The organism is Bradyrhizobium sp. 482_C4_N1_8 (genome assembly GCF_052075965.1).
Classification (GTDB): Bacteria; Pseudomonadota; Alphaproteobacteria; order Rhizobiales; family Xanthobacteraceae; genus Bradyrhizobium; species Bradyrhizobium barranii.
In genome coordinates this window covers 2,207,505-2,232,943 of the sequence record NZ_CP197231.1, presented here as the reverse complement: position 1 = coordinate 2,232,943, position 25,439 = coordinate 2,207,505, and the positions used below count along the sequence as shown (strand labels likewise).

Here is a 25,439-nt window from a genome sequence, read left to right as displayed (position 1 = left end):
GGCTGCGATGCTTCGTGAAGGCGACGCTATTGCGCTCGCGCGGATCTTTCGTTGCGCCAAGAGTCTTGTTGCTTGAGCTTGTCGGCTACGTCCTTCGGCATATATCGCTCGTCGTGTTTGGCGAGCACGGTATCGGCATGAAAGAGGCCTGGCCCCTCCACCGTGCCCTCGGCCACGACGCCCTGCCCCTCACGGAAGAGATCCGGCAGCAATCCGGTGTAGCTGACCATGATGTCGTGCTTCAGGTCGGTCACCGCGAAGACGACAGTCGCCGATCCACCATAAGCAAGTGAGCCACTTTTCACCAGGCCACCGATGCGCAGACGGGTTCCTCGCGGCGGCGCCTCTTCGGCCATCTCGGTCGGCCCGTAGAAGAAGACGATACTGTCGCGCAATGCAAACAGAATGAGCCCTACCGCGATGGCCAAAGTGAAGCCTGCTGCGCTGATGATAACGAGGCGCCTCCCCTTTCTGGTCAAGATCTACTCCTTCAAACCAAGCTGCCTGACGAGTTCATCGATGCGTGCCGGCGCTTGCGCATCGCCTACTAACTGCGCACGCGCGCTTGCGATCGCCGCCACGGCCTTCTGACGTTCACCCAATACGATGTAAGACCTAATCAGTTGCAGCCATCCCTGAATATCATGGCCGTTCTTCGAGAGCTTCTCGGCGAGACCTTCTACCATCCCGCGGATCGCGTCACCCCGCTGCTCCGGAGGAAGTTCGGCGACGTCAGCCTGGGCTTCGCCAGCATGGATGTCAGGAGCCGCGGCAACGAGGGTGAAGTCCTTACCCGTCCGCCTCGATACGGTTGGCATGTCAGGCTGGTTGGGAGCGCCGACCTTGAGGTACGACGCAAGCGCAACGAGCGGCAGTACTACGACGATAGCCAAGGCCGCCGCGGCGCGTCTCGGCCGTCGACTCTGCGGCGCACCCGGCCGACTCTCCGACGCTGAGTTGAGTGACGCGAGCACTCGGCGCTCGATCTCGGCACGCGTCGCCACGGCATCCTCTGGTGCTACCAGTCCGCAGCGGACGTCATCATCCGCCTCGGCTAGAAGGTCGCGATAGAAGGTCACATCGGAATCGTGAGCGCCAAAGCCCTCGCAACGCTCAGAGAGAGACCGGACCAGCGCTAGCACGACTGCGGAAGTCATCATTGCGAAGACGGCCCACACCATGTTTCAAGTCCTCCGTCCGCTTTCTACACTGCGTAACGCGCCACATCGTCGGCCATCCGCCGCCCTTGAAACTCGGACCGCTTCTGGGTGTGTCGCTTCCATGGTCAGATCGATCACTGCTGAATAATGTAAGTGGACGGAATCCCACGCTGCCGAAGCGAGAACACGCTTTTTTGTATCGGTCGCGCGGGGATGCGGAGCCTGCAAGGTGGTCGTCATGGACGCTCCGCCTCGGCAATTGCCGCCATTAAAGCAGATCGACTTGTGTCCGAGATGCCACCAACCAGCTTATAGGCGATTGTGCCATCGCCCTTGATCACATAGGTCTCGGGGACGCCGTAGACGCCGAAATCGATCCCCGTTCGACCGGACCGGTCTGTGCCAACCTGCGCGAAAGGGTTCCCGTTGACGGCGAGATAGGCTAGCGCACTTCTGGTATCGTCCTTGTAAACGATGCCGGTAAGCTTCACCCCCTGTCGCTGCAGCTCCCGGTCGTTCGCCAACGCCATCAGCGCCGCTTGTTCTTCCCGGCACTCGACACACCATGACGCAAACACGTTCACTATGGTCACGTGCCCTCTCCGCAGATCGGCGCTCGACAAGCCAGGTGGACCGGACGTCGAAAGCCCATCGAGTGGCTCCAGCGCAAAGTGCGGCGCTGGCTTGCCGATCAGAGCCGAGGGCACGAGCGACGGGTCTCCGGCGCCGAGCCGCACCAGGAGTAATGCCGCAATTCCGAAGAAGACCAGAAGCGGGATAATCACCCACAGGCGGCCCAGTGCGCGTCGAGGGGCCGTGGCGCTCGCTGGGACTTGAATCGAGGCGGGGATGTTGCTCATACGGCCGCGCGGATCCGAATGATCAAGTAGAAAGCGACGCAGGGTACGGAGCTGAACGCGATAGTCGATGAGGACCGCCGCGATCATCCCGGCTAGCACGGTGCTCGTCACCAGAAAAGCTGCCGCAATGAATCCGCCATGCTGCATCATGATCTGCTCAGAACGCCACTTTGGCAGGCAACATGCGAGCCGTTGCGGGTTCGCCCGCAGCCGCCAGCGTGATCGCAAGCCGCCGGACTCGGCGTCGCATGATCTCGTTGCGGACGGCCATTACCTGGAGAGTCACCAACAAAAGCGTGTATGCGAGCGCCATAACAATTAGCGGCCATAACATGGAGCCAACAATCGCCGAGCCCTCCATCCGAAATACCGACGCTGGCTGGTGGAGAGTGTTCCACCAATCAACCGAGAACTTCACGATCGGGATGTTGATGAACCCCACCAGGGTCATGATCGAAGCTGCCCGTGCCGCCCTACTCGGGTCCTCAATGGTCTGCCAGAGCGCGAGCAGACCGAGATAGATGAGAAACAGAACCAACACGGAGGTAAGCCGTGCGTCCCAGACCCAGTATGTGCCCCACATAGGTTTGCCCCAGAGGGAGCCCGTGACGAGGCAGATGAAGGTGAAAGCTGCGCCAAGCGGCGCAGCCGCCTTTTGCATTGCATCGGCAAGCGGATGACGCCAAACTAAGGATCCAAGCGCAGATACGGCCATGAGCGTAAAGGCAAGCATCGCTGTCCACGCCGCAGGGACGTGAATGTACATGATGCGCACTGTCTCGCCTTGCTGGTAGTCGGGTGGCGCGGCGAATATTCCGAAGAGACCAAGTGCGAAGGCGAAGGCTGTCGACCCCCAGAGCCAAGGCAGCAGCTTTGCGGCGATGCGCAGGAAATTACCAGGATTGCTGTAGGCGGTGAAGCTCAGCTTCAAATTTCCGATCTCCTCGAAGCCAACTCGCAGGCAGGGAATTCGCTTACTTCCGAATGCTTCTCGCGACGAAGGACCATGCCGTCGGCGAGCCGATGAGTATCGCATCACGCCGGAGACGATTTCGCAAATTACCGTCAGTTATCGTTTCGATGCCAGTCGGCGCCTAGAGATTCGATATCTCCATCGCGTGGTGAGGCAGATGATAAGACAGCTGAAGACGCGAGCGTCCGACGCACCGGACCGTGGACGACGCCCAACTACTCGGCCCGCCCCCACGAGAGAAAGCCTTGCGACGTCGTCCCAGCCAACGACCTACAGATTTCAGGCGAACTATTGTCGAGAGCACCAAGGAGTTGCTCCAGGAGTGCCAGATGGCTGACTGTGAGATCTGAGACATCCTGGAACGGTTGATAGATCAGTTGCCTGATGATCTGCGTCGCGTTGGCGACGACACGACGCCGGATCAGTTTGTCGAGTTGTTTGCACTCACATCGGAGGAGGCGCGTCTGCATGACGCCGAATGTTTGCTGGTTGAAGTGCTTATGCGCCAGTCCAGGTCTCGCCTACGGCGGCGTCTATCAGCTTGACGATAGCCGTTCCGAGCGCATTTCGAACGCAGTAATGGACTGGCTTTTGCCAAGCACGCGAAGTGCCGCGGCACGAGAGCGGCTAAGCTTGCGCGTCGATTCTGCTGCCAACCCATCACGATGACAGTTGTCTCGGAGACGGGAGTGTTCCGGAAGCCCGAATTGCTGGAGTGAAAGTGTGCCTCGCTTCTCCTTTGCACATCATGTGGACACATCTCGACGCTGGAAAGGATCGTCGGGGCACAGGTCATCGACTTGAAGCCGATCATGGACCGGATCAAGCGCTTAATGCGCCGTTGGTCCTCCTCGATGTGCTCAGATACTGGCTCCGCCTTATGTCGATCGGCCTCAGCATCCGCCGTGAGTGGTCCTGTAACCGGCACCGTCGCAGGCAATGCGATCGCAGCGCAGCGGCCTTGCCCACTGCGGCTGCTGTCACCACCTCGCCGCATCTTCAATCGGAGTTCGGTCCAGCTACTTCTGATTTTTGCGGAGCGTATCCATGCACTTGACGAAATGCGCGGAGAAAGCTGCTGTAGCTCCTATAGCCGACTGCCCGCGCAATCTGCTCAGCTGAAAATGTCCTCGCCGCGAGCATATCGGCCGCCCGCTTCATCCGTATTCGCCGGAGCGCGACCATTGGCGAACATCCCATCGCGCGCACAAAGCGTGCCATGAATGCGGATCGGCTCAAGCAGGCCTTCTGCGCCAAGGACAGGACGGAGTGATCGGCCGATGGCCGCGCCAGCATGTCGGCGAACGCAAGAGCGATTTGACGGTCGTGTAAGATTGAAAAGCGTTCGAGCCAAACGCTGGTTGAATTCAGACTCCGACGGAGAAGCGTGACGAGTACCTGCTTCAGGATGGCGGTCGTCATCGCCTGCATTCCAACCTGCCGGCCGCTGATTTCTGCCAACGCGGCCTGCAACTTTGGCCCCAACTCATCGGCGGGTTCGAAGCGCTCGACAATCGGCGTGGAAAGGCTTGCAAAGAGATCGATCGACGAGCCGTAACTGGCGCGAAAGTACCCGCAGATCAGCATGAGCATCGGATCCACGTCCCCGGCGACGAATCGCTGGACACGCTCGCCGAACTGGGGATCCCATTGCGCGTCCACCACATTCACTGTCTTGGCCGCTGTCGGGTCATCGACCTCGATGTGAAACGGCTTCTTGGCCGGTGTGATGACAAGGGTGTGAGGCACCAGAGGAAATGCGGAGAAACCACTCACAACCATTCGTCCGGTCCCGGAAAGATTGTAGTGGATAGCCGGTGCGACTGCGCTCCCAAATGACAGGCGCCAACCTGGACTGACCAAACACTCAATGAGCCCAATGACGTCGACATCCAAGGTTGCCATCAGCACATCGAGATCGGATCGAGGCGATGCAAGATTCGGACGGTCGGGCATGTGTTTCGGACCCTCGAATTGAGCTGGTGACCTAGTCGTGGGCCAGGATAATTGCAAATCTTGGTACTGCTTTATAGCTCGGACGGTGCGGCCTGGGCAGAAGGTGGGAACCTCCTTGACGAGCGTGAGCATGCCGCGCTCGCAGCGGCCCCCATTCCAGCGGTCCAGAACTAAGCCCTTAGGAGATCCTAAATGAGCAGAGAACAACGTCTGATGAAGATGGTCGAACCGATCCCTCTGCAAACCCTGACACTTAACTGGTCGCGCCTATGATGTTCTACGCAACGGCGACGTTATTAGGCGACAGCATCGGTAAGAACACTATCCGCAAGACGCGGGTCGACAGTTCCGAGCTCGCCCACAATATCTGTTTCCGCGGAAACTCCGCGACAAGCCGCTTAGCCATCGCCCCTGCCTACTATGGCAACAAGCCGGAACGGTCCGAAGCGCGGCAACTCTTTCGAGTATGAGTATGCAGCTGCAGTTTTATCAGGTGCGATATTTCTTAGCCCTAGCAAGGACACTCAATTTTACGCGGGCTGCGGAGCAATGCAATATAACCCAGCCGGCACTGACAAAGGCGGTACAAAAGCTGGAGCAAGAACTCGGTGGCGCGTTGATTCACCGTGAACGTCACCTCACCCGGCTCACCGAGTTGGGCAAGATGATTTTGCCCACGCTGGAGAAAATATTTGCCGCCGCGGAAGCGGTACGGCTTCAGGTGCGAGGCTATCAAAAGAAGACAATCGCCCCGCTCAAGATCGGGCTGGTGCCGTCAGTCTCCGCCGCACTCATCACGGAATTACTGTTGGAGCTCGCCAGGACCATCCCTGACCTTCGAGTCGATTTGCACGAGACGGATGCCAACGGGCTCGTTGCAATGCTTTTGGATGGCGAGATCAATGCCGCGCTCGTCGGTGACGCCGTGGAGCTACCTGAGCGTATCGACCGCTGGCGGCTGTTCGAGGAGCGGTACGTGCTCGCCTTGTCTCAGAAACATCCGATGGCGAGGCAAACCGTTATCCCGCCCCAAGACTTGCATGAGGCGGTATTTCTCGAAAGGGTCGGATGCGACGTCGCAGGCCGATTCAAACAGGCTTGTTTTGCCGACCATCCAGGCCCTAAAGTTGTGCACAGGAGCGCTCAGGAAAGCCATCTTCAGCAAATGTCGTCCGCCGGTCTTGGGGCCATCCTGGTGCCAGAACACGCTCCCAGGCTGCCGTCGCTCGCCGCTATTCCAATTGAGGGCGACCCCGTCCGGCGCGAGGTGCAGCTCTTGGCCGTGGCTGGGAGGCAGTATTCGCCGGCACTTGACGCCTTTATCAAGGTTGCTCGTGTTTGCGACTGGACGAGTGCGTTGGACAAACTTCGCCGTGCATCTGCCCCTGCGTCGAACAAAGACAATGCTCGCAAGGCTGATGCACAAGGTGCAGGCGCCTTAATCCAAATAAAGGACCCCGGTCCCGCCTCCTCATGTCCGAGCTTGTCGCGGACATCCAACCGTCGTTTGCTGAAGTGACGCGAAGTCGTGGATGGCCGGGACAAGCCCGGCCGTGTCGCAGTTGCAGTCCCCCACGCGTGATCACTTGAGTTGACTCGTGTCATTTCCGGTCAGGCTCTAAGGGCGAGGCGGGCGCTTCCGCCGCGACGCCGCTCTATGCGGGCGCCAGATCTTCACCACATCGCCGACGATGTATTGGCTTCATTTAGGGGCGTGGAAAAATCGATTAGCTTCAGGCCAGACTAGGCGCAGAAAAGGCGAAGCTACACCACAATTGCGTCAGAGCGAATATTGCAGGCCGAATAACAGGCGGTGGAAGAAGAGTCGTAGCGGGCGGGACCGGCGGCCGGCCTTCCGGCCTTATGACAGGCGCCTTGTAGCATGCGCGCGCGACATTGAGGAAGACCTGATCAAACTCGGTCCGCGTGCGCGTCGGAACCGGCGAAGTGACGCTCCGCGCCAAATAAGTCGAAGCCGGGATATCCAAAAGTCGCAGCCCGGCTCGGCCAAAGTCTAACCCGGCTTCGCCCTTCCTGTCAGACGTACAAATGCGAGTGCAATTGAGGACTTGCGTGTCGCAGGGCAAGCTCACCTCGCATGGCTTGTAGCAGCTTTCGGGCGAAGGAAACTGCCGCTCGGCCTGATGCGGGCCCTCAGCACGGGCACCGCAATCGCGCAACGGAATAGATGAACGAAATCCTTAATAGGAATCCGGAGTTCGACCCCATGCGCCTAGCCGATGATGACCAGTTGACGGCACAACTCCAATTCAAACGAACGAGAGACGCGATGGCAAACGGCCTCCCACCACTTTCGCCCTCGACGCTGCGAGGCCAACTCCAGCAAGTCGGTTTACGCGAGAATTTGCCGAAGCCACGCTATTCGCGGCATGGCCCCGAATATCTGCAACAACGTTCAAGATCACAAGTGTTGTTTCCGATATCCCCGATCATTGGAGGCGACCATGAATTCTCCACTTTTGATCCAGCTCGCCAATTGGACGGTCTCGTCGCGGCGAATGCGATCCATCCTGTCGTTGAAATCTCTCCTTGCGAGGCTGTGGCACGCCTCACCGTAACAGGGCACGGCATGGCCGCCGAATCTGTGCAATCCACCAGCCGAAGCGCAATCCAACATCATTATCGTGCTCCAATGCACATGCTCGTAATGTACGAGAAGGGGGAGCGCCGCGACGGAGAGACATTTGTGGAAGGTTTGCCGCGATCAGCGCTCCGGAACCTCGAGCGGAAGCTGACATTTGTGCCGGCTGGCCGCGAATTTCACGATTGGCACGAGCCGCGCGGGTCGCAGATGCGGCTGATGTACTTCTACTTCGAACCTGAAAAGCTGAAGGCTCTCTCTAAGCATGGCATCACCGACCTAACGGACGCTCCACGCCTACTATTCGAGGACGAAACGCTATGGCACACCGCGTTCAAGCTGAAGACTTTCGTCGAGAGCTCCGCGGGTGACCCAATCTACTTCGGAAGTCTCGGTACTCTGCTCATACATGAAGTCGTGCGTTTCACTTCCGGAACGCCCAGCATTCAACCGCAACTCAAAGGTGGCCTTGCACCGTGGCAGCAACGAATCGTCACCGCCTATATCGAGGAACATCTCAATGAGCGGATACCGATCGTCGCGTTGGCGCAGCTCGTTCGTCTGAGCCCGTATCATTTCTGCCGGGTATTCAAACAATCTCTCGGAATGCCGCCACATCGGTACCAGACCAACCGTCGTGTTGAGCACGCCAAGTTGCTGCTGGCAAACCGCGCGGGCTCGATGACGGAAATCGGTCTGGCGGTAGGCTTCAGCAGTCGCAGCGCGTTCGCCACGGCGTTCCGGAAGGCGACGGGAATTGCCCCCGCGGATTACCGCCGAAGCGTGGCTCCCCCTATGACATAAGAATGACCTGCGACGTCGCGACCAGCTTTGCTTTTCAGAAAGTGGACATCTCCGCCTCACATTGCGATGAGGACGATCGGCTTTCGGTGTGCGCTAGGAAAGCAGCTCACAAGCCTGACGAAGACATGCATCTACGAGTGGCGGCCCTGGCGGCATCCGTTCTCGCGAGCTTAGTGGTGAGCATGGTGTCGCACGTCAACGGATCATTTCGGTCTTTAAACCGCCGAACGCGTTAACGACGGAAACTCGGAGATCTGGCCGACTCGATGCTCCCATAGCCCACTGGCAACCGGCTAAGACTGACTTTGCCATATTGGCTCCACGAGCCGGAAGAATCTTGGCAACGAAAGCAGAAAGTCCGCCGCACAAGTTCAACAAAGCGACCGAAAGCTGAAGCGGCGCAAGGGGAACGGCCCCGCCGAAAGACCACAGAGCGATCCTAAGAGCGTTCGGTAAATCTGTCGCTGCTAATAGAGCGTGAAGATGAACAGGGATTTCATCGGCCGGCTTACAGCAGGGTGCTGAGGGCCATCGACCTGGCGAACGTCTCGCGGCAACGAACCAGGGCGTTCCACGCTGGAACTCGCGCGGTGTCACGTGTTGAACGGCCTTCGTGAAGGTGATATTTTGAAGTTGGGAGAGTATCTCGTGGCGCAGCATTCTATTCAAAAGCGTGCGGTAGCCGAGGAGCCAACTATCGCCGTTGTCGACGATGACGAGGACTTCCGCGACTCACTCGGAGGTCTGTTGAACTCGGTCGGCTTCAAGGTCAAGTTGTTTGGGTCGGCCGCGGAGCTGCTTGAAGACGAATTGTTACCGGTGGCGAGCTGCCTCGTACTTGACGTCAGATTGCCGGGCTTGGGCGGTCTCGATTTTCAAACCGAGCTGTCGAAAATGAACGCTTCCATTCCCATCATCTTCATGACCGGCCACGGCGACATTCCGATGTCGGTCAAGGCGATGAAAGCAGGCGCTGTGGATTTTCTGACCAAGCCGTTCCGCGATCAAGACTTGCTGGATGCAGTGACGATCGCGCTGGAACGCGATCGGACGCGACGGAAGGCCGAGCAGCGGCTCACGGACCTGAAGTCGCGTCTCGAGCGTTTGAGCCAACGCGAGCGAGAGGTTCTGGCTCTCGTGACCACTGGCTTAAAGAACAAGCAGGTCGCTTTCCAGCTAGACATAGCCGAGATCACTGTGAAGGCGCACCGTGGCCATGTGATGCAGAAGATGGGTGCGCAATCGTTCGCCGAGCTTGTCAAAATAGCGGAGACGCTTGGCATAAAGTCGCCGCGGTCCTAATCGCTTCGTGATGGCCCGTGGCACCATCCGCGAAAACGTTGTTGTTTGCGCGAACCAACTGATGGTCTTAATCGGTTGCCGGAAGGGCGCCGCTCCGCGTCGAGCGCAAACGACTTGGCATCGGCGCGCGTTCGGACGTGGCCCAAACCGGGCTGAACTATTCAGAAGTTCTGCATCAATTATTCCAAAGTATATCAACGATTATTCCGAAGTGTGGCATCGCCCGTCCACAATATAATCGCCAGTCCAGCCTCTTGTCGTTACAGTGCGATTGATTGGATAGCCGCGCAGTGCGCGTCTTGAGATGGACACGAAACGCGAAATGCGGCGGACCCCATCCCCAGCAGTGAGGGCGGGGATATGTCTAGCGAAATTCAGATTTCGATCATCGATGATGATGAGCAATCTCGCGCGGCATTAGCGGATCTCATGCAGGCAATAGGTTTCACGATTGAGGCTTTCCCATCCGCCGTGGATTTTTTGGCGTCTCCCAACGTCAGCCATACCTCCTGTTTGATCGTTGATGTCCACATGCCGCGCATGACTGGGACTGAACTGCATAGCCGCTTGGTAGGATCTGGCTATGACATACCAACAATTCTCATCACGGCTTACCCCGATGACAGCGCGCGAGCTCGGGCTCTGGGTCGGGGCGTCGTTTGCTACCTGACAAAACCCATCGACGAGGAGGTTCTGCTCGCATGCGTCGAATCGGCTCTGCGGCGCGGCAAATCGGATGAAAGTCCGTCATGACCGCTCAATCAGCTGCCGGTGCCTGCAGGTGAAATAGCCTAAAGATTGGGTTCGAGCAACCATACTTGACACCGACTCATATCTCCAGCGTCCCGATGCTCAGCCCGAAGATCGTTGCTCTTTGAACGGGTCGCCGTAAATGTGATATCCGTTAAATTCCCATAAGCCCGGCGACTCGCGATCCAACAACTCGATCCCGCGCACCCACTTCACGCTCTTGTACGCATAGAGGTTTGGCACGACGAGGCGCAATGGGTAGCCATGCTCAGGCGAAAGGGGTTCGCCGCCATGCCGCAGGGCCAACATCGTCGTCGGGCGCAGAAAATCCGAGATTGGCAGGTTTGCCGTGTAGTTGTTCTCACCATGAATCATCACATACCGGGCCCCTGGCCGCAACTTCACTCGCTTCATCAATTCTGTGGCGAGCAATCCTCCCCAATGGCTGTCGAACCGGCTCCAGCCGTTGACGCAGTGCATATCCGCGAATACGTCGCTCTGCGGTAAATTGGATAGCTCTTCCCACGAAAGCCGCAGTTGCTCCTCTACCAAGCCGAACACGCGAAAATCCCACGTCCTGGGAGCAAACACCGGCACCGAGCCCACATGCAGCACCGGCCACTTGAGCGTCAGCGACTGTCCCGGGGGCAGCCGTCCAGCGGCACGCATCTCACGCTCTCGTTCGCGTCGCTCGTTCGATCGCACAAATAGCTCCATTGCAAAGTATAGCGCGCGCAATAGTATAGGCGCGGCCTAGTTGGCAAACGTCGCAAATCTTCGGGGCCTAAAATGCCGTCAGCCGCGTTGCGGCGGACATAACCAAACATTGGGCTTCTGGTACCCCACACCCAGAAACGACCTATCAAGGTCCTAGTCCAGCCCGAAGCGGCGAAGGGCGAGCTTCACTCTTTCCCCTCACAGGTCTCAGAGTTAGAACTACTTGCAGACTCTGAGAGTAAGCCAGGAACAGTCTTGCTGGTATTGTGACGGAAAATGTTGACGGCTCCGATCACCTCGTCCTCATCGTCGCGAATTGGGAAGACATTAACGAGCGCCAGAAGACGATTACCGTTGGGCTGCTCGCAAATCACATCGGCGTTTCGAACGGTGCCGCTGTTGTTGATCACCATGGAAGATGGTGAAAGTTCGTGCGGCATCACTTCTCCTGAGGGGTAACGAAGAAGGTGTGACCCGCAATACTTTTCCGAGGTTCCTAGAGACGGCGTGCGTCCCCAGCCCGCGATTGCAGTTTTGTTGCATTTGACGACAGTGGCATCCTTTTCGAGAACGTATATCCCTACTGGCATAGAATCCATCGCCGCTTGGTCTGCAAGAATTCCTTTCGCGACGAGGTGCCCGTCGACGAGTTCTCCTCGGAAGTCGATTTTGTCGAAGTCGCCATCCAAAATCATCGTGCTTGTTGCCAAGCCACTATCTGTCACGCTGGTTGCCATTTTCAACCTCCTTTGCGCGAAAGAGTTAGTAAACGATGGGGCAGCAAGTTCGTTCCCTCATACAATAGTTGGGCAGCGAGGCTGTCTTAAGCGGGCGTGCTATCTGCTGGAGCGGCGGCAGCGCGTCTTCAAGTTCTGAGAAAACGGGCTTCGCGGAAACTCGCCGCCTCATTTCCGATAGCGGGACTAAGAGCCAGATGATGGGGGCGACGAGAACGAGGATAGCGCGTACGTTCGACGGAGCGTGAAGATCGCGGGGGGATAAGCGCAGTTTACCGTTCTAAGCCGAACAGAACCAACTCTACGGCCGTCGCGCCATTGATATTTCGTCCCTGTTGACACCTTTCTAGCGTCCTGCCCAAATGATCATTCGAGGTCGTGATGCCGTGGCAAAAAGAATGTCACCTATCTCGGGGTACGTGCTGGTGCCCCTGCGGGAAAGCGCGGACTTTACCCTTTACCGCGGCCGAAAGCACGACGACCCCTCGCCAGTCCTGGCTATCGCACTCTTCGAACAGCCATCGCCTCAGAGTATCAAGCGGCTCATGCACGAATACTCGTTCGCAGCCGAACTCGATATCGCGTGGGCTGCCACACCTCTGGCCATTGCTCGTCACGAAGAGCGGACGATCCTCTTACTCAAGGACCCTGGCGGAGAGCCGCTGGATCGGATTCTTGCGCGTGACCGGGGGCAGCCGCTCAACCTGACTCGCTTCCTTAGCACCGCCATTGGGTTGGCAAGAACACTCGGTCAAGTCCATCAACGAGGCCTCATACATAAGGATGTCAAGCCTGCGAATGTCCTCGTCGACGACGCCGGCAACGCGTGGCTCACCGGATTCGGGATTGCATCCCAACTTCCGCGCGAGCGTCAGTTGCCCGAACCTCCCGAGTTCATCTCGGGAACGCTCGCCTACATGGCGCCCGAGCAGACGGGACGAATGAACCGTTCGATCGATTCACGGAGCGACCTTTACTCGCTCGGAGTGACTTTTTACGAAATGCTGACCGGGAGTCTTCCATTCACGGCCTCCGACCCGATGGAATGGGTGCATTGTCACATCGCGAAACAACCAGCCGCACCCAGTGAGCGGGTGGGAACCGTGCCGGCCTCGGTCTGCGCGATCACGATGAAGTTGCTCTCCAAGACCGCGGAGGAGAGGTATCAGACAGCGGTGGGAGTTGAGAGCGATCTTCGGCGCTGCCTGTCCCAATGGGAGTCCCAGGGGTGGATTGATGACTTCGCGCCTGGCGCTCGCGACACCCCCGATCGCCTCTTGATCCCCGAGAAGCTGTACGGGAGGGACCGCGAGGTTGACACTCTGCTCACCGCCTTCGACCGCATCGTTGGCGGTGGCCGAGCGGAGCTTGTGCTCGTCTCCGGATACTCCGGCATCGGCAAATCGGCGGTCGTCAATGAGCTTCATAAACCGCTCGTGCCGCCACACGGCTTGTTTGCGTCAGGCAAATCCGACCAGTACAAGCGCGACATTCCGCATGCCTCGCTGGCCCAGGCGCTTCAGAGCCTCATCCGGCGGCTCCTCAGCCAGAACGAGGAAGACCTGCGCAAATGGCAAGACGCACTTCGTGAGGCGCTGGGTCCGAACGGACTGCTCCTCGTCGATCTCGTCCCGGAATTGAGGTATGTCATCGGCGAGCAGCCGCCAGTGCCCGAGTTGCCACCGCAGGAAGCGCAGAGACGTCTTCAGATCGTATTTCGACGGTTCATCGGCGTGTTTGCGCGACCTGAACATCCGCTCGCGCTCTTCCTCGATGACATGCAGTGGCTGGATGTTGCCACACTCGACCTCCTCGAAGATCTGTTGACCCGCGACGATTTGCAGCACCTACTGCTCATCGGTGCGTATCGGGACAACGAGGTCAATGCCGCCCACCCGCTGGTACGTAAGCTAGAAGCGATCCGTCAGGCCGGAGGGGCAGTGCAGGAGATCGTTCTCACACCACTCAGTCGCGACGATCTAGGTAAACTGCTTGTGGACTCCCTTCACTGCCAACTGGAGCGCGCCGCCCCACTGGCAGACTTGATTCACGAAAAGACCACGGGCAACCCGTTCTTCGCAATCCAGTTCATTTCCACTCTGGCGGACGATCGCCTGCTGACATTCGACTACCGCGAGCGGCGTTGGGTATGGGACCTGCTCCGTATTCGTGCCAAAGGCTTCACGGACAATGTTGTAGAGCTGATGGTCGAGAAGTTGAAGCGCCTTCCGCCAGAGACGCAGAAGGTACTCCAGCAGTTCGCCTGCATGGGCAACAGTGCAGAGTTCGAGATGCTGCGGATGGGGTATCAGGGCTCGGTCGAGGACATGCACGACCATCTCTGGGAAGCCGTGCGCTCGGGCCTCATCTTTCGTGCGGACAATTCCTACGGCTTCCTGCACGACCGCGTGCAGGAAGCGGCCTACTCGCTTATCCCGAAGGAGCTGCGTGCCGAGGCCCACCTACGCATCGGAATACTCCTCGCCGAGCACACGCCCGCTGAAAAACGTGAGGAGGCGATATTTGAGATCGTCAATCAACTCAACCGGGGCTCCCACCTCATCACCTTTGTCGAGGATCGCGAGCGCGTCGCAGCACTGAATTTGATCGCAGGCCGGCGCGCGAAACTCTCGACAGCATACGACTCGGCGCTCAAGTATCTCAGGGCCGGCAGAGCCCTTCTAGAAGAAGAGACTTGGGAACGTAATCGCCAGCTCATCTTCTCGATCGAGTATATGACAGCCGAGTGCGAGCTGCTGACCGTCACGGTTGGCCTCGCCGCCGGGGATCCACTCGCGGAAGTGCAAAAGGAATGCGAGAACGGCCTGGCATTTGCTAGGCGGGTGCGTTTCGGCCTGGTCATCGAGCGCTTCGGAGCACAACTCGGCTTGATCCTCACCTTGCGCGGGCTGACTGCTACGTTCGGGTGCCTGGATCATGAGGGATACAGCGAACTCGATACCGAACGCCGCTTGGCCATCAGCCCCGATCTGTTGCTCGCCGAGTTCTACTACTGGACGCGAAAGTTGCAAGCGCACTTTTTAGCCGGAGACCTTGCGTCGGCGGTCGACGCCTCGCTGCGCGCAGAACCGCTGCTTTGGACGTCGGCGGCAATGTTCGAGTCAGCGGAGTATCGACTCTATAGCGCGCTGGCGCATGCGGCGGTGTGGGATCACGCCACACCCGAGCAGAGACCGAGGCATTTCGATTCTGTGCTGGACCACCACCGGCAGCTCCAAGCGTGGGCGGAGGTCAACCCCGAAACCTTCGAAGACCGCGCTGCCTTGGTCGGAGCCGAGATCGCCCGCATTGAGGGCGTGGTACTGAACGCTCAGGCGCTGTACGACAAGGCCATCCGCGCGGCTCACAAATACGGGTTCGTGCACAACCAGGCGATTGCCAATGAGATTGCCGGGCGCTTCTACGCGAAGCGCGGTCACGAGAAGATCGCGGCGACCTATTTGCGGGCCGCGCAGGCCTGCTACCTGCGCTGGGGAGCCGACGGAAAGGTTCGCCAACTCGAGGAGCTTTATCCGCACCTCAATGTGGACAAGTCGATCCCGGATTCCACGGCGACGATAGTGACACCCATCGAGCAGCTCGATTTAGCTACCGTAATCAGAGTCTCGGAAGCAGTGTCAGGCGAGATCGTTTTCGACAAGTTAATCAACACCCTCATGAGTTTGGCAATCGAACACGCGGGCGCCGATCGAGGTCTCTTGATTCTTCCGCGAGGCGACGAGTACCAAATAGAAGCAGAGGCCACAACCGGCAGTGACAACGTTAACGTGGTCCTGAGACAGGCACCCGTCACGGCCGCAGATCTACCGAAGTCTGTGTTTCACTACGTCCTTCGGACAAAAGAATGCGTTCTCCTGCACGACGCGTCCAGTCAGAGCTCATTTTCAGCGGATGGCTATATTCGCGACCGCCGCTCACGGTCAGTGCTCTGCCTGCCGATACTTAAGCAGACCAGGTTGATTGGGATGCTGTACTTGGAGAACAACCTTACGACCGCCGCGTTTACTCCTGCTCGAATGGTGGTCCTCACACTACTCGCTTCCCAGGCGGCTATCTCAATAGAGAACGCCAGCCTGTACCGCGATCTAGCTGAGCGTGAGGCGAGGATTCGGCGGCTCGTGGATGCCAACATCATCGGCATCTTTGTCTGGGATCCTGACGGTCGGATCATGGATGCCAACGAAGCTTTTCTCCGCATCATCGGATACGGCCGCGACGATCTCATCTCCGGTCAACTGCGCTGGCGGGATCTGACGCCCGCCGAATGGCGCGATGCCGACGACCGACGTGTGGCGGATTTGGAGGCGACCGGAATCACGCAACCCTATGAGAAGGAGTATTTCCTGAAAAGCGGGGGCCGCGTGCCGGTGCTGGTCGGGGCAGCCACGTTCGGTGGGCGTCACGACCAGGGCGTGGCCTTCGTGGTCGACTTAACCGAGCGCAAGCGGGCCGAGCAGGAAATTCGCGAAGGCGAGCGGCGTTACAGCGAGGTGCAGATGGAGCTCGTGCACGCGAACCGAGTCTCAACACTGGGGCAGCTCTCGGCTTCGATTGCCCATGAAGTCAACCAACCGATCGGGGCGGCGCTCAACAATGCCTCTGCGGCCTTGCACTGGCTGAGCAACGAACCGGCAGATCTGGAGAAAGCTCGACAGGCTCTCAACCGGATCTTTGCAAACGGCAATCGCGCCAGCGCAGTCATCGGCCGCATGCGCGCGCTATTTAAGAAAGCACCTCTCCGCAAGGAAGACGTGGACATCAACGGAGCAATCCTCGAGGTCATAGCCCTGACCCGTGGCGAAGTCGCGAGGAATGGCATTTCGGTGCAGTCACACCTCGTGGAGGGCTTGCCGCTCATTCAAGGGGATCGGGTCCAGCTGCAACAAGTGATCATGAACCTGATCATCAACGCCGTCGAAGCATTAAGCTCGGTCAGCGAGCGAACGCGAGAGTTGGTGATCACCACTGGTAAGGGCAAGCCGGACGGCGTGCTCGTCGAAGTGCGGGATTCGGGTCCAGGTCTGAGCTCACTGGACCTCGAGCGCATCTTTGAGGCCTTTTACACGACGAAGCCCGGCGGCTTGGGGATGGGTCTATCGATCTGCCGCTCCATCATTGAAGCACATGGAGGACAACTGCGGGCCACCGCCGACCAACCTCAGGGCACAACTTTTCAATTCAGGCTGCCTGGACAGCCAAATCAGGCGGCGTGAATGAACATCCTGCAGCGGGTCAGCAGCGGAGCGGACGGCTACGGAATGTTGATATGACTCTTGGAGTTTTGCGATTTCAAGCACGCGCCCATCGCCCCGTGACCGATTCACACCGACTATGAAATTCGCCCTTGAGCAGGCTTGATGCAATGAGATGTGGCGATCTGGAAGGCGCAGGGGCCCGCTTTGGTTTCACAATTCAAAATGACAGCTGCCCCTCAACCATGGAAAGGCTCAAGCCATCGAGCTGAACTTCGAGCTCAAGCGTCGGCATGATCCCGGCTGTCGTTGGAGTATTCAATAAAGCCTATGTCAGCGAGCTCACGAATTTCGACGGGACGATCGCCGCCACAGAGTCGCGAATTTCGATCCATATGTGCTCAGGCCCGTCGCCTTAACGAGCGCTGAAATAGCTGGCGGGCTTTCGTGAATGCGCCAGCGGAAATAGTGGTTGTTCGGGGAGACGACTTTAGGATGGGCTCACCTGCGACGGAAAAAATGCCGCTAAGTCGATGAAAGTCCTGAGTATCAGCTCGTCTCCAAGCTCCCCGTGACATTCGCCGATTTGGACGGGTGCGTTTCGGTCTGTGGCTGATTGCGTTCGTTACGGCCGGTCAACGTGTGCGCCGAAGGTCAACTTGGCGAAGTGCAAACCGTGCTCCTTGACCACGGATATGACTAACGTGTCGGAACCTCAGCGAAAGCCGTCGTTGAGAGCCACTTTCGCAGTCCGAGTTAGCGCAACCGATCCTGACCTCTAAAGCACGGCGGATCCTTCGAGCCTACTTCGGTTGATCCAGCGGTCCAGACCACTGAGGTGTTGGACACACTACAGACGCAAGCGCCGCGAAATACTCACTCAACAAATCCGCAAGAATGAGAACGCCGTAACAAGAACTGCACTTAACTCCGCGACCAAGCCGCTCTATTTCTTTGCAAGAACATCAGTCGCACGGCAGCGTCATTGAGAACAAGGATGGGCGTATCCGAGCGTCAACTGCATCGCCTAATGGCGCCGATGTGAGCGTCAATGACACCAATCGTTATGCCATGGGGTGGGCACATACAATTTCAATCATCATGAGCGAAGAGCTCCGACCGCAAAAGTAAGAGTAAAAGAGCAAATGCGTCTACTTCTATATCGCCAGCGCCAAGAAGGATGACGGGACCCTGTTCTATCCTTTGCCGCACAAAGTGACTCCGCAGCTTGGCGTCGCGTTAGGTAACAAGTCCTGCCGGGAAGAGAACGATGGAGACCATAAACCTCACGGCCATCGCCATAAGAGGGATGTCGGCGATGGTCTATGGCAACGAACTGGAACGGTCCGAATCGCGGCAAATCTTTCGAGTATGAGTATGCAGCTCCAGCTTCATCAGGTGCGATATTTCTTAGCCCTAGCAAGGACACTCAATTTTACGCGAGCCGCGAAGCAATGCAATGTGACCCAGCCGGCGCTGACAAAGGCCGTTCACAAGCTGGAGCAAGAACTCGGTGGCGCGCTGATTCACCGTGAACGTCACTTCACCCAGCTCACCGAGTTGGGCAAGATGATTCTGCCCATGCTGGAGAAAATATTTGCCGCCACGGAGGCCGTACGGCTTCAGGCGCGAGGCTATCAAAAGAAGACAATCGCCCCGCTCAAGATCGGGCTGGTGCCGTCAGTCTCCGCCGCACTCATCACGGAATTGCTCTTGGAGCTCGCCAGGACCATCCCTGACCTTCGAGTCGATTTGCACGAGACGGATGCCAACGGGCTCGTTGCAATGCTTTTGGATGGCGAGATCAATGCCGCGCTCGTCGGTGACGCCGTGGAGCTACCTGAGCGTATCGACCGCTGGCGGCTGTTCGAGGAGCGGTACGTGCTCGCCTTGTCTCAGAAACATCCGATGGCGAGGCAAACCGTTATCCCGCCCCAAGACTTGCATGAGGCGGTATTTCTCGAAAGGGTCGGATGCGACGTCGCAGGCCGATTCAAACAGGCTTGTTTTGCCGACCATCCAGGCCCTAAAGTTGTGCACAGGAGCGCTCAGGAAAGCCATCTTCAGCAAATGTCGTCCGCCGGTCTTGGGGCCATCCTGGTGCCAGAACACGCTCCCAGGCTGCCGTCGCTCGCCGCTATTCCAATTGAGGGCGACCCCGTCCGGCGCGAGGTGCAGCTCTTGGCCGTGGCTGGGAGGCAGTATTCGCCGGCACTTGACGCCTTTATCAAGGTTGCTCGTGTTTGCGACTGGACGAGTGCGTTGGACAAACTTCGCCGTGCATCTGCCCCTGCGTCGAACAAAGACAATGCTCGCAAGGCTGATGCACAAGGTGCAGGCGCCTTGATCCAAATAACGGACCCCGGTCCCGCCTCCTCATGTCCGAGCTTGTCGCGGACATCCAACCGTCGTTTGCTGAAGTGACGCGAAGTCGTGGATGGCCGGGACAAGCCCGGCCGCGTCGCAGTTGCAGTCCCCCACGCGTGACCACTTGAATTGACTCGCGTCATTTCCCGTCAGGCTCTAAGGGCGAGGCTTGGGCCCATCCGATTCGGACATGGCAGCAAGCACTGTTTCGGTCGCCGCTCCCGTGATGAAGTCCGGCCCGACAAACGCTCGACGGATGATCCCTCGTTGGTCGAGGACATAGGTGGCAGGTATTGGCAACATCCAAAAGGAGAAGCCATGGAGCGCGGAGAGATCAAAGCCGTGCCGCAAGAGACGGCGCTTTAAATGCGCCGGCACCACGGACAACAGTCCGAACGAAAGGCTTACCCCAAGATCTAGGTCGGAGAGGATTTCCAGATCGAGTTGGTGAGCGCGTTTGAAACTGCGCGGCAAGTGTCCAGTCTCGGGCGTTATGGCAATTGCTCTAGCGCCGACAGCGCGGATGCCGAAGGTGGCTCCGTGAAGAGCGCGTAGCACAGCTGCGCACAATGGAGACCAAGTCCCGTAAATGAAGGTGACGATCAACGGCGCAGCTTGTCGCAATTCAAAGGATGAAACGAGCGTTCCATTTGCCTCAGGGAGAAGGCAATCGGGGGCAGGTTCGTTCGCCTTCAGGGCGCCGCCAGGAACGCCGGCATCTCGGAGCCACGAGGAAATCAGCCGGTCGGTTCGGATGTCCAGCGTGCGAAAGCCGCTCAACGTCCCTGCGGAGGCTTCGATCGGCGTACTCTCCGGGCGCCCCCTCGAGACTTCATCGTCCATTTTAATTTCTCCCCCAAGTGGTACCCCTCGCGGTACAGGTCCACGTATGTTTCTTGCATGGTGACAGCGCGCTCTGGAAAACGACAATTCAAGTTTGGAATGGTGGTCGTTGACGAATAACCGTTAGGGATAGTCGGCGGCTCCAAAATCGCGATGTGCTGCGGTTCAGACCAAGCAATAGGCGCCGCTTCCGAAGAGGAGGCCGATGGAAGATGGTAGGCGTCGCAGGAAAGGTGAAACGATATCGCGAAGCCGGACTGAATTCCGTAGAGGCTTGAATGCGGTAGGTCCAGACTTTGACCAGTCGTTTTCCTGAGTGTGCGCCTGACCGTTCGCGCCCTCTATTCCAGCTGGCAACATCGCCTGTCAGGCACATGTTTTGGGCGTCACGTCACCTCTGGTCGCGAACGGCGACAGGCACGCCTTCTGGCCGCGAGATGCATGCGGCAACGAAGGATCTCGTATCGAAAACTGTAAGAAGGCGACAGATGAAAACTACATTCGCAAGAGACGTCTATTAAAGCGATGACTGGAAGGAATTCCGGGTCGGGTACCCAGCTCCGGCAGCGCTGTCCCATCGATGAACGCCATCCACGACGCAAGCACCCAGGCCGCGATCACCATGCGCCGGCGGGTCGCTTCCCACCCGAGCTCTCGCGCGCATGGTTCTGCATCGATAACGCCACGGCTACAACGCTCTACAAACCGCTGCGCCTCGTAGCGACATGCTCCCGTCTCTGGTTTTTAGGACTGGTCATTCGCGGTCTCGTTTTGGGTTGCTGTGACAGCGATCTCACACCTTGGCGGTCGAACCTCGACTAAGAAATCACCTCTCGCTATGGAATCGATAGACAATCGTTATTACCGGCGCGCCGCGCGGCGTGAAGCCATCGCCGGCCTGCCCAATTTGCCATGATTTACAAATGGCAGCGAGGACTGTCGCAGCGGCATTCCCCGCCCTTATGGAAACTATACATACCGGCGATTGGAAAATTTCGTCCTGCGCTGCGACCAATGGGGATCCCTGCACCAGTGCACCAGTGTCGCGGATTTCATCGGGTAACCCAGGGCAAGCTGGGGTCGATCACATGACCAACGAAATGACAATGACCAACGCGGTCATCGAATGCATCCTGAGCGGCAGCGCCGCTAAGTACTATGACACTGCCGCCACCTTGAGCGACACGAAAATTCGCGAGCTGGTACGAATTGGCCGATTCCAGCGCAGTGCCAGAGCGTCTGGCGTCGGTGGTGGAAGCGGGCATCATGCGGGTAAATATGGTGTTGGATTGGGAAATCCCCGCGCGCGACCTGTACATGGAGCACCCGCAGCGCCAGCGCGACGAGGCAGTACGTACCTTTGGCGACGGCGATGAATTATGCGGTCCGCTCCCTAGGCTTGGGTTCGACGCCGATGATCGGTTTTGATGCCGACGCAGCGCTCCGCGAGTTCGGACTGACCAAGGACGAGGTATCGGTCATGCTGTTGCCCGTAGAGGCGCGGCGTCCGGGAAACTGGCCACAGAAGCCGCGCCGTCCTGTCGCCGATGTGTTGGATCTCGTTTAATTGGTGAACCAGTAACTTGCGGGGATTGTGATGCCCAGAATTGCGGCTCTAAAGCCGGAACAGGTGCCGGTCGATTCGAAATCGACCCTCGATATATTCAGCAAAAGCATCGGGTTCACCCCGAATACGATGGCAACCTTCGCGGCAAGCCCAATCGCATTCAACTCATGGGCCACCCTGCTCGGCTCCATGAACAAGGCGCTCGACGTGAAGACGCGTGACAGCATCGGCCTCGCTGTCTCCGAAGTGAATGGCTGCAACTACTGCCTGACAGTCCACAGCTTTACGGCCGATCATATGGCCAAGCTGCCGGCCAATGAAATCATTCTCGCTCGGAAAGGCCATGCTAGCGACCCGAAGCGGGACGCCGCCATCCAGTTTACGCGCAAAGTCATCGAGACCCGTGGCAAGGTCAGTGACGCCGATCTGAAAGCCGTCCGCGATGCCGGCTACACGGATGCACACGTCATCGAGATGGTCGCACTCGTGGCCATGTACTCCCTGACGAACTTTCTCAATAACGTGTTCGATCCCCAGATGGACTTTCCCGTGGTTGCGCTGGCTGGCTCGATCTGAACTTTACCCGGTCGCAACGACCATCTCCGAGGATCCTCGGAGATGTCATGTGATGCGAGCGTAGCGCCAAAGTCCAGACGCACCCGAGAAAGGTTCTTGGGAACAAGTTTGCCTGAGATTGGATTGATGTTGCAAGGAGTGATCCGCAAACGAGACACGGCGGCGCGGCTTCGGGCTGCTGTTCAATGAGCTCACGCCGCGAATCGCGCGACCTAACTCAGGATTAGGTCGTGAGCAGCGCGTCCCTGATCCTGCCCCACCACAGCCTAGCGGATCCGAGCCTAAGGCCGGCTGCGCGCGAGGCAAAACCAAGGTGCTCGGCGCGTCGAGCCTAGGCGGCTGCCTCGTGTTCGTCGGCAGCGCCGTCGTCACGGTCGCGTTCGCCGCCATTGGCCGACACATGCGCCTGTCGCCGCTCGACGTCGCAGTCTGACTTCTGCAAAAAGCATGGGTGGAGCGCTTTTCGCAATTGAATGACCCGCCGATAGCGAACGCATGCACCGACATGGCATCACGTCGCACGGCGGACTTCAGAGTTCAAACCCCGCGCAAGATCGGCAGGGTTGGCTCGGCATTCATGGCGAGATCCACCCGCACATTTGGTGACTCGCCTATGTCCATCTGACCGTCTTCGCATGCGGAATGCCGGCTACCAATGTATGGTCCATCGAGTTAGGTGCACTTGACGCAGGGTAACAGAGCCGCAGCAGCTTCACTCGAACCTTCCGGACGCACTAGAGACCGCCCCTTCAAACCATCGGTCAGAAGCGAAACGCGTCTTCGTTCGTATCAGATCGAAGAGGACGGCGTCCCCGAGCAATTGGGTCATGGCAAGAACAATGCGCAGATTCACGCTACTTTGGACGAACTGTGAACACGGGCTCAGAGCAAGATTCACTCAAACATTCGATGGGACGAAAGGCTCTCGCTCCGCCGGCGCTGCGTAGGCGTCAGTTCGGATGACAAACCGGGAGCGTTCTAATGGAAGAGGTTCCTACTCGATCGCTTGCTCTCACCTCCTGCACGGGGGCGTTAGCGTCGGAAAGCTTTACACGCGGGTGCCGGAGAGAATGAAAACGATAACGATCTAACATTTCTAACGGCGCGCAGGCCGGAATACTCTCCTTATCCATCTCATCGATACTTGGTGGCAGCACGCGTCCTATCGTTCACAAAGCGGTCGATCCGCCGTTCGTGTGCGCAGCCCCTGCTCTCGATGCCCCAAGAACTCGATCGAGCAGCCCAGCATGCAGGAGTTACGCCATGCCCTTTCGCTTTATCGCAAAATCCATCCACACCTACCTAATCGACTATCCTGTTATCATCGTCTTGATGGTCGCGCCATTCCTGCTGAAGCTAGGCAAAGGCGGTCCTGTCGGGCTGTGGCTTTCGGTGGTGACCCGCGCCACGACACTACTGCTGCCGGCTCTCACGGACCACACGACGGGGCTCGTCCCGGTCATCCCTAATTGGCTGCATCTCTGGATGGACGGCGCTTTAGGTGTGGTCACCGCCCCCACCGCTTTCCATTTCACTGGGCTTGCCGCCTGGTATTATTCGGTTCTCGTCGCTGCGGTCTCGCTGACGACCTCAGTTCTCAACGCGCTGAGGTGGGCCGATCGAAGAAGACGATCGAGCAAGCGCAAGCAGAGCTCGCGACCGACCTCTCCGAATCATTCGACGACACCGTTCACTCGCACTCCGACATAATCGAGGAACTCGCGGCGATCGACTACAGGCCTAAGAGCGAGTTCGAGGAAGGCTCAGTGGTGAAGCTAAACGGCGGCCTTTGCTATTGTCGTGTCGACAGGCAAGTTTGTGTGCGACGGCAGCGAGATCATGGGCATCTCCACCCAGTCCCCGATCTATGTTGAGTTGGAGGGCAAGCGCGACGGTGACGCGATCTCCTTCAACGGAAGAGAGCTCGTGATCGAGGAGGTCGCCTGACAGCTGCGACACCGAAGGTCGCGAGCGGCGCCCCGGTATAACGCACGGCGACCGTCGCGAAACCGTGTGGGGTGCTTTGCAAGGAAGCGGATGACCACCTCTCGTTTTAGCACTTCGGCATATGCTCTTAGATCACGATGAACGGCAGCTAGCAGTTTTGTCGTCACCAGCGCTGAGCTCTGACCCATAGTCGTGCGGCAACCTCGTCACGTCATCGGCAACATTTGATCCGGGCTGTAGAGTTCAGGGCCGCCGACGACGCCGCGCGTTGGATTGTGGGTGATACTGACCTGGCCTTGCTGATCCAAAAAGGGGTGAGTGATTTCAGCGGTTACGATTTATTCGGATTGCGACGATTCGAGGGAGAACACCATGCCATGGACATTGGAGCTCTCTGGTGTCTTCGATGAGAACAACTGGATCTGAAGCCTTGTCTACCTCAGCTCGCAATGCGCTGATCAGCGTCGTCTTGGCTCTGAAGGTGCCGCCGGTCACAAGATTTCTTGCGCGCTTCGGCCGCGCATTTCAAAGCAGCGGCTTGCCTCGAGGTCATAACGCCTGTTGCCACGCAGTCATCCAATGTCAACACCGCGACCGTAGGCATTCGGGTCGCGAACACCGGAGCCGCAGCTATCGGCGGCAAAAGTCGCTCGAAACGCTCTCCAGTCCCTAGCAAGTTCGGCCGAAACACGCGGGCTGGCTGCGTGAACTTCGGCACCGACATGGTGGGCAACCAATCGGACGATGGGCTCCCCGTCTGGAGGGGGCACCATTTCTCCCGTATCTGCCAAGCTACTCCACAGCCGGTCGTTCCAAAATCGCCCGTCAGGGTTGAGCATTACCTCGACGACGGTCGAATCTTCGAGAAAGCAAGCGATAGCGGCACCAAACGTGGTGCGCAGCATGTGAGCACCACGCGAAATCGCTTCCGATTGAATGAAATGATGTACCACCGCCGTCCTCAACAAATGAGGCCGTTTCGAGCGGCATCGGATGGGGATGATTAGAAAAGGCAGGAAGAGTGTTGGTGCAACAATGCAATTATCGGGTTTGGCAGCGCGACAT

At 58.2% G+C, this 25,439-nt stretch carries 17 protein-coding genes and 2 pseudogenes; 10 read left to right on the top strand and 9 right to left on the bottom strand.

Translation table 11 applies throughout. From position 1 onward, the window contains the following. Window positions 1-26: 26 nt before the first annotated feature. The 5 genes from ccmE to AB7Z56_RS10430 all read right to left on the bottom strand — a co-directional run bounded on the left by ccmE (window position 27) and on the right by AB7Z56_RS10430 (window position 4,949). Window positions 27-479: a cytochrome c maturation protein CcmE gene (ccmE, locus tag AB7Z56_RS10450; RefSeq protein ID WP_212102331.1), complete on the bottom strand. Its 453-nt coding sequence runs from the start codon at window positions 477-479 to the stop codon at window positions 27-29. 3 nt (window positions 480-482) lie between these two features. Beyond that, window positions 483-1,181 carry a c-type cytochrome biogenesis protein CcmI gene (gene ccmI, locus AB7Z56_RS10445; protein WP_354244093.1) on the bottom strand — a complete coding sequence of 233 codons (699 nt, stop codon included), beginning with the start codon at window positions 1,179-1,181 and terminating at the stop codon, window positions 483-485. 215 nt (window positions 1,182-1,396) lie between these two features. Then, a complete protein-coding gene (gene ccmD, locus AB7Z56_RS10440) occupies window positions 1,397-2,170 on the bottom strand; it encodes a heme exporter protein CcmD (RefSeq protein ID WP_212102333.1) in 774 nt (257 codons plus the stop codon). 7 nt (window positions 2,171-2,177) lie between these two features. Next, window positions 2,178-2,951 (bottom strand): heme ABC transporter permease, encoded by a 774-nt coding sequence (locus AB7Z56_RS10435; protein ID WP_212102334.1) that lies wholly within the window; start codon window positions 2,949-2,951, stop codon window positions 2,178-2,180. 1,041 nt (window positions 2,952-3,992) lie between these two features. Further along, window positions 3,993-4,949 (bottom strand): helix-turn-helix domain-containing protein, encoded by a 957-nt coding sequence (locus AB7Z56_RS10430; protein WP_441256213.1) that lies wholly within the window; start codon window positions 4,947-4,949, stop codon window positions 3,993-3,995. A gap of 472 nt (window positions 4,950-5,421) precedes the next feature. Between AB7Z56_RS10430 and AB7Z56_RS10425 the strand changes: the two genes are divergently transcribed. From AB7Z56_RS10425 to AB7Z56_RS10410, 4 genes are all read left to right on the top strand, one after another. Then, window positions 5,422-6,468, top strand: a complete 1,047-nt coding sequence (locus AB7Z56_RS10425; RefSeq protein WP_354244099.1) for a LysR family transcriptional regulator — start codon at window positions 5,422-5,424, stop codon at window positions 6,466-6,468. Window positions 6,469-7,239: 771 nt separating this feature from the next. After that, a complete protein-coding gene (locus AB7Z56_RS10420; RefSeq protein ID WP_441256212.1) occupies window positions 7,240-8,355 on the top strand; it encodes a helix-turn-helix domain-containing protein in 1,116 nt (371 codons plus the stop codon). A 648-nt stretch (window positions 8,356-9,003) separates the two neighbouring features. Continuing rightward, on the top strand, window positions 9,004-9,657 hold the full coding sequence (locus AB7Z56_RS10415; RefSeq protein WP_212102511.1) for a response regulator transcription factor: 654 nt from the start codon (window positions 9,004-9,006) through the stop codon (window positions 9,655-9,657). 360 nt (window positions 9,658-10,017) lie between these two features. Continuing rightward, window positions 10,018-10,410 carry a response regulator transcription factor gene (locus tag AB7Z56_RS10410; RefSeq protein WP_212102504.1) on the top strand — a complete coding sequence of 131 codons (393 nt, stop codon included), beginning with the start codon at window positions 10,018-10,020 and terminating at the stop codon, window positions 10,408-10,410. 99 nt (window positions 10,411-10,509) lie between these two features. Here the strand turns inward: AB7Z56_RS10410 and AB7Z56_RS10405 are convergent, their stop codons facing one another. Further along, window positions 10,510-11,076: a sulfite oxidase-like oxidoreductase gene (locus AB7Z56_RS10405; RefSeq protein ID WP_354244105.1), complete on the bottom strand. Its 567-nt coding sequence runs from the start codon at window positions 11,074-11,076 to the stop codon at window positions 10,510-10,512. A gap of 233 nt (window positions 11,077-11,309) precedes the next feature. Continuing rightward, window positions 11,310-11,861, bottom strand: coding sequence for a PAS domain-containing protein (locus AB7Z56_RS10400; RefSeq protein WP_354265568.1), 552 nt, complete (start codon window positions 11,859-11,861; stop codon window positions 11,310-11,312). Window positions 11,862-12,259: 398 nt separating this feature from the next. Between AB7Z56_RS10400 and AB7Z56_RS10395 the strand changes: the two genes are divergently transcribed. Continuing rightward, window positions 12,260-17,095, top strand: coding sequence for a trifunctional serine/threonine-protein kinase/ATP-binding protein/sensor histidine kinase (locus tag AB7Z56_RS10395; protein ID WP_441256211.1), 4,836 nt, complete (start codon window positions 12,260-12,262; stop codon window positions 17,093-17,095). 1,356 nt (window positions 17,096-18,451) lie between these two features. Next, entirely contained in the window at window positions 18,452-19,498 is a 1,047-nt protein-coding gene (locus AB7Z56_RS10390; protein ID WP_212454489.1) for a LysR family transcriptional regulator, read from the top strand. Window positions 19,499-19,597: 99 nt separating this feature from the next. Here AB7Z56_RS10390 and AB7Z56_RS10385 read toward each other — a convergent pair whose 3' ends face one another. Next, complete coding sequence (locus AB7Z56_RS10385) at window positions 19,598-20,284, bottom strand: peroxiredoxin-like family protein (protein ID WP_354244114.1); 687 nt, start codon at window positions 20,282-20,284, stop codon at window positions 19,598-19,600. A 1,088-nt stretch (window positions 20,285-21,372) separates the two neighbouring features. Between AB7Z56_RS10385 and AB7Z56_RS10380 the strand changes: the two are divergent. From AB7Z56_RS10380 to AB7Z56_RS10365, 4 genes and pseudogenes are all read left to right on the top strand, one after another. After that, window positions 21,373-21,851: pseudogene (locus tag AB7Z56_RS10380) on the top strand (nitroreductase family protein). A gap of 30 nt (window positions 21,852-21,881) precedes the next feature. Continuing rightward, the gene (locus AB7Z56_RS10375) at window positions 21,882-22,427 is read left to right on the top strand and encodes a carboxymuconolactone decarboxylase family protein (protein ID WP_212102412.1); all 546 of its coding nucleotides are present in this window, start codon (window positions 21,882-21,884) and stop codon (window positions 22,425-22,427) included. A gap of 1,263 nt (window positions 22,428-23,690) precedes the next feature. After that, window positions 23,691-24,137 (top strand): hypothetical protein, encoded by a 447-nt coding sequence (locus tag AB7Z56_RS10370; RefSeq protein ID WP_354244120.1) that lies wholly within the window; start codon window positions 23,691-23,693, stop codon window positions 24,135-24,137. Window positions 24,138-24,227: 90 nt separating this feature from the next. Continuing rightward, window positions 24,228-24,374: a hypothetical protein gene (locus tag AB7Z56_RS10365; protein WP_354244123.1), complete on the top strand. Its 147-nt coding sequence runs from the start codon at window positions 24,228-24,230 to the stop codon at window positions 24,372-24,374. Window positions 24,375-24,716: 342 nt separating this feature from the next. Here AB7Z56_RS10365 and AB7Z56_RS10360 read toward each other — a convergent pair. Beyond that, window positions 24,717-25,279 (bottom strand): annotated as a pseudogene (locus tag AB7Z56_RS10360) (P-type conjugative transfer ATPase TrbB); the annotation flags it as partial. Window positions 25,280-25,439 lie beyond the last annotated feature (160 nt).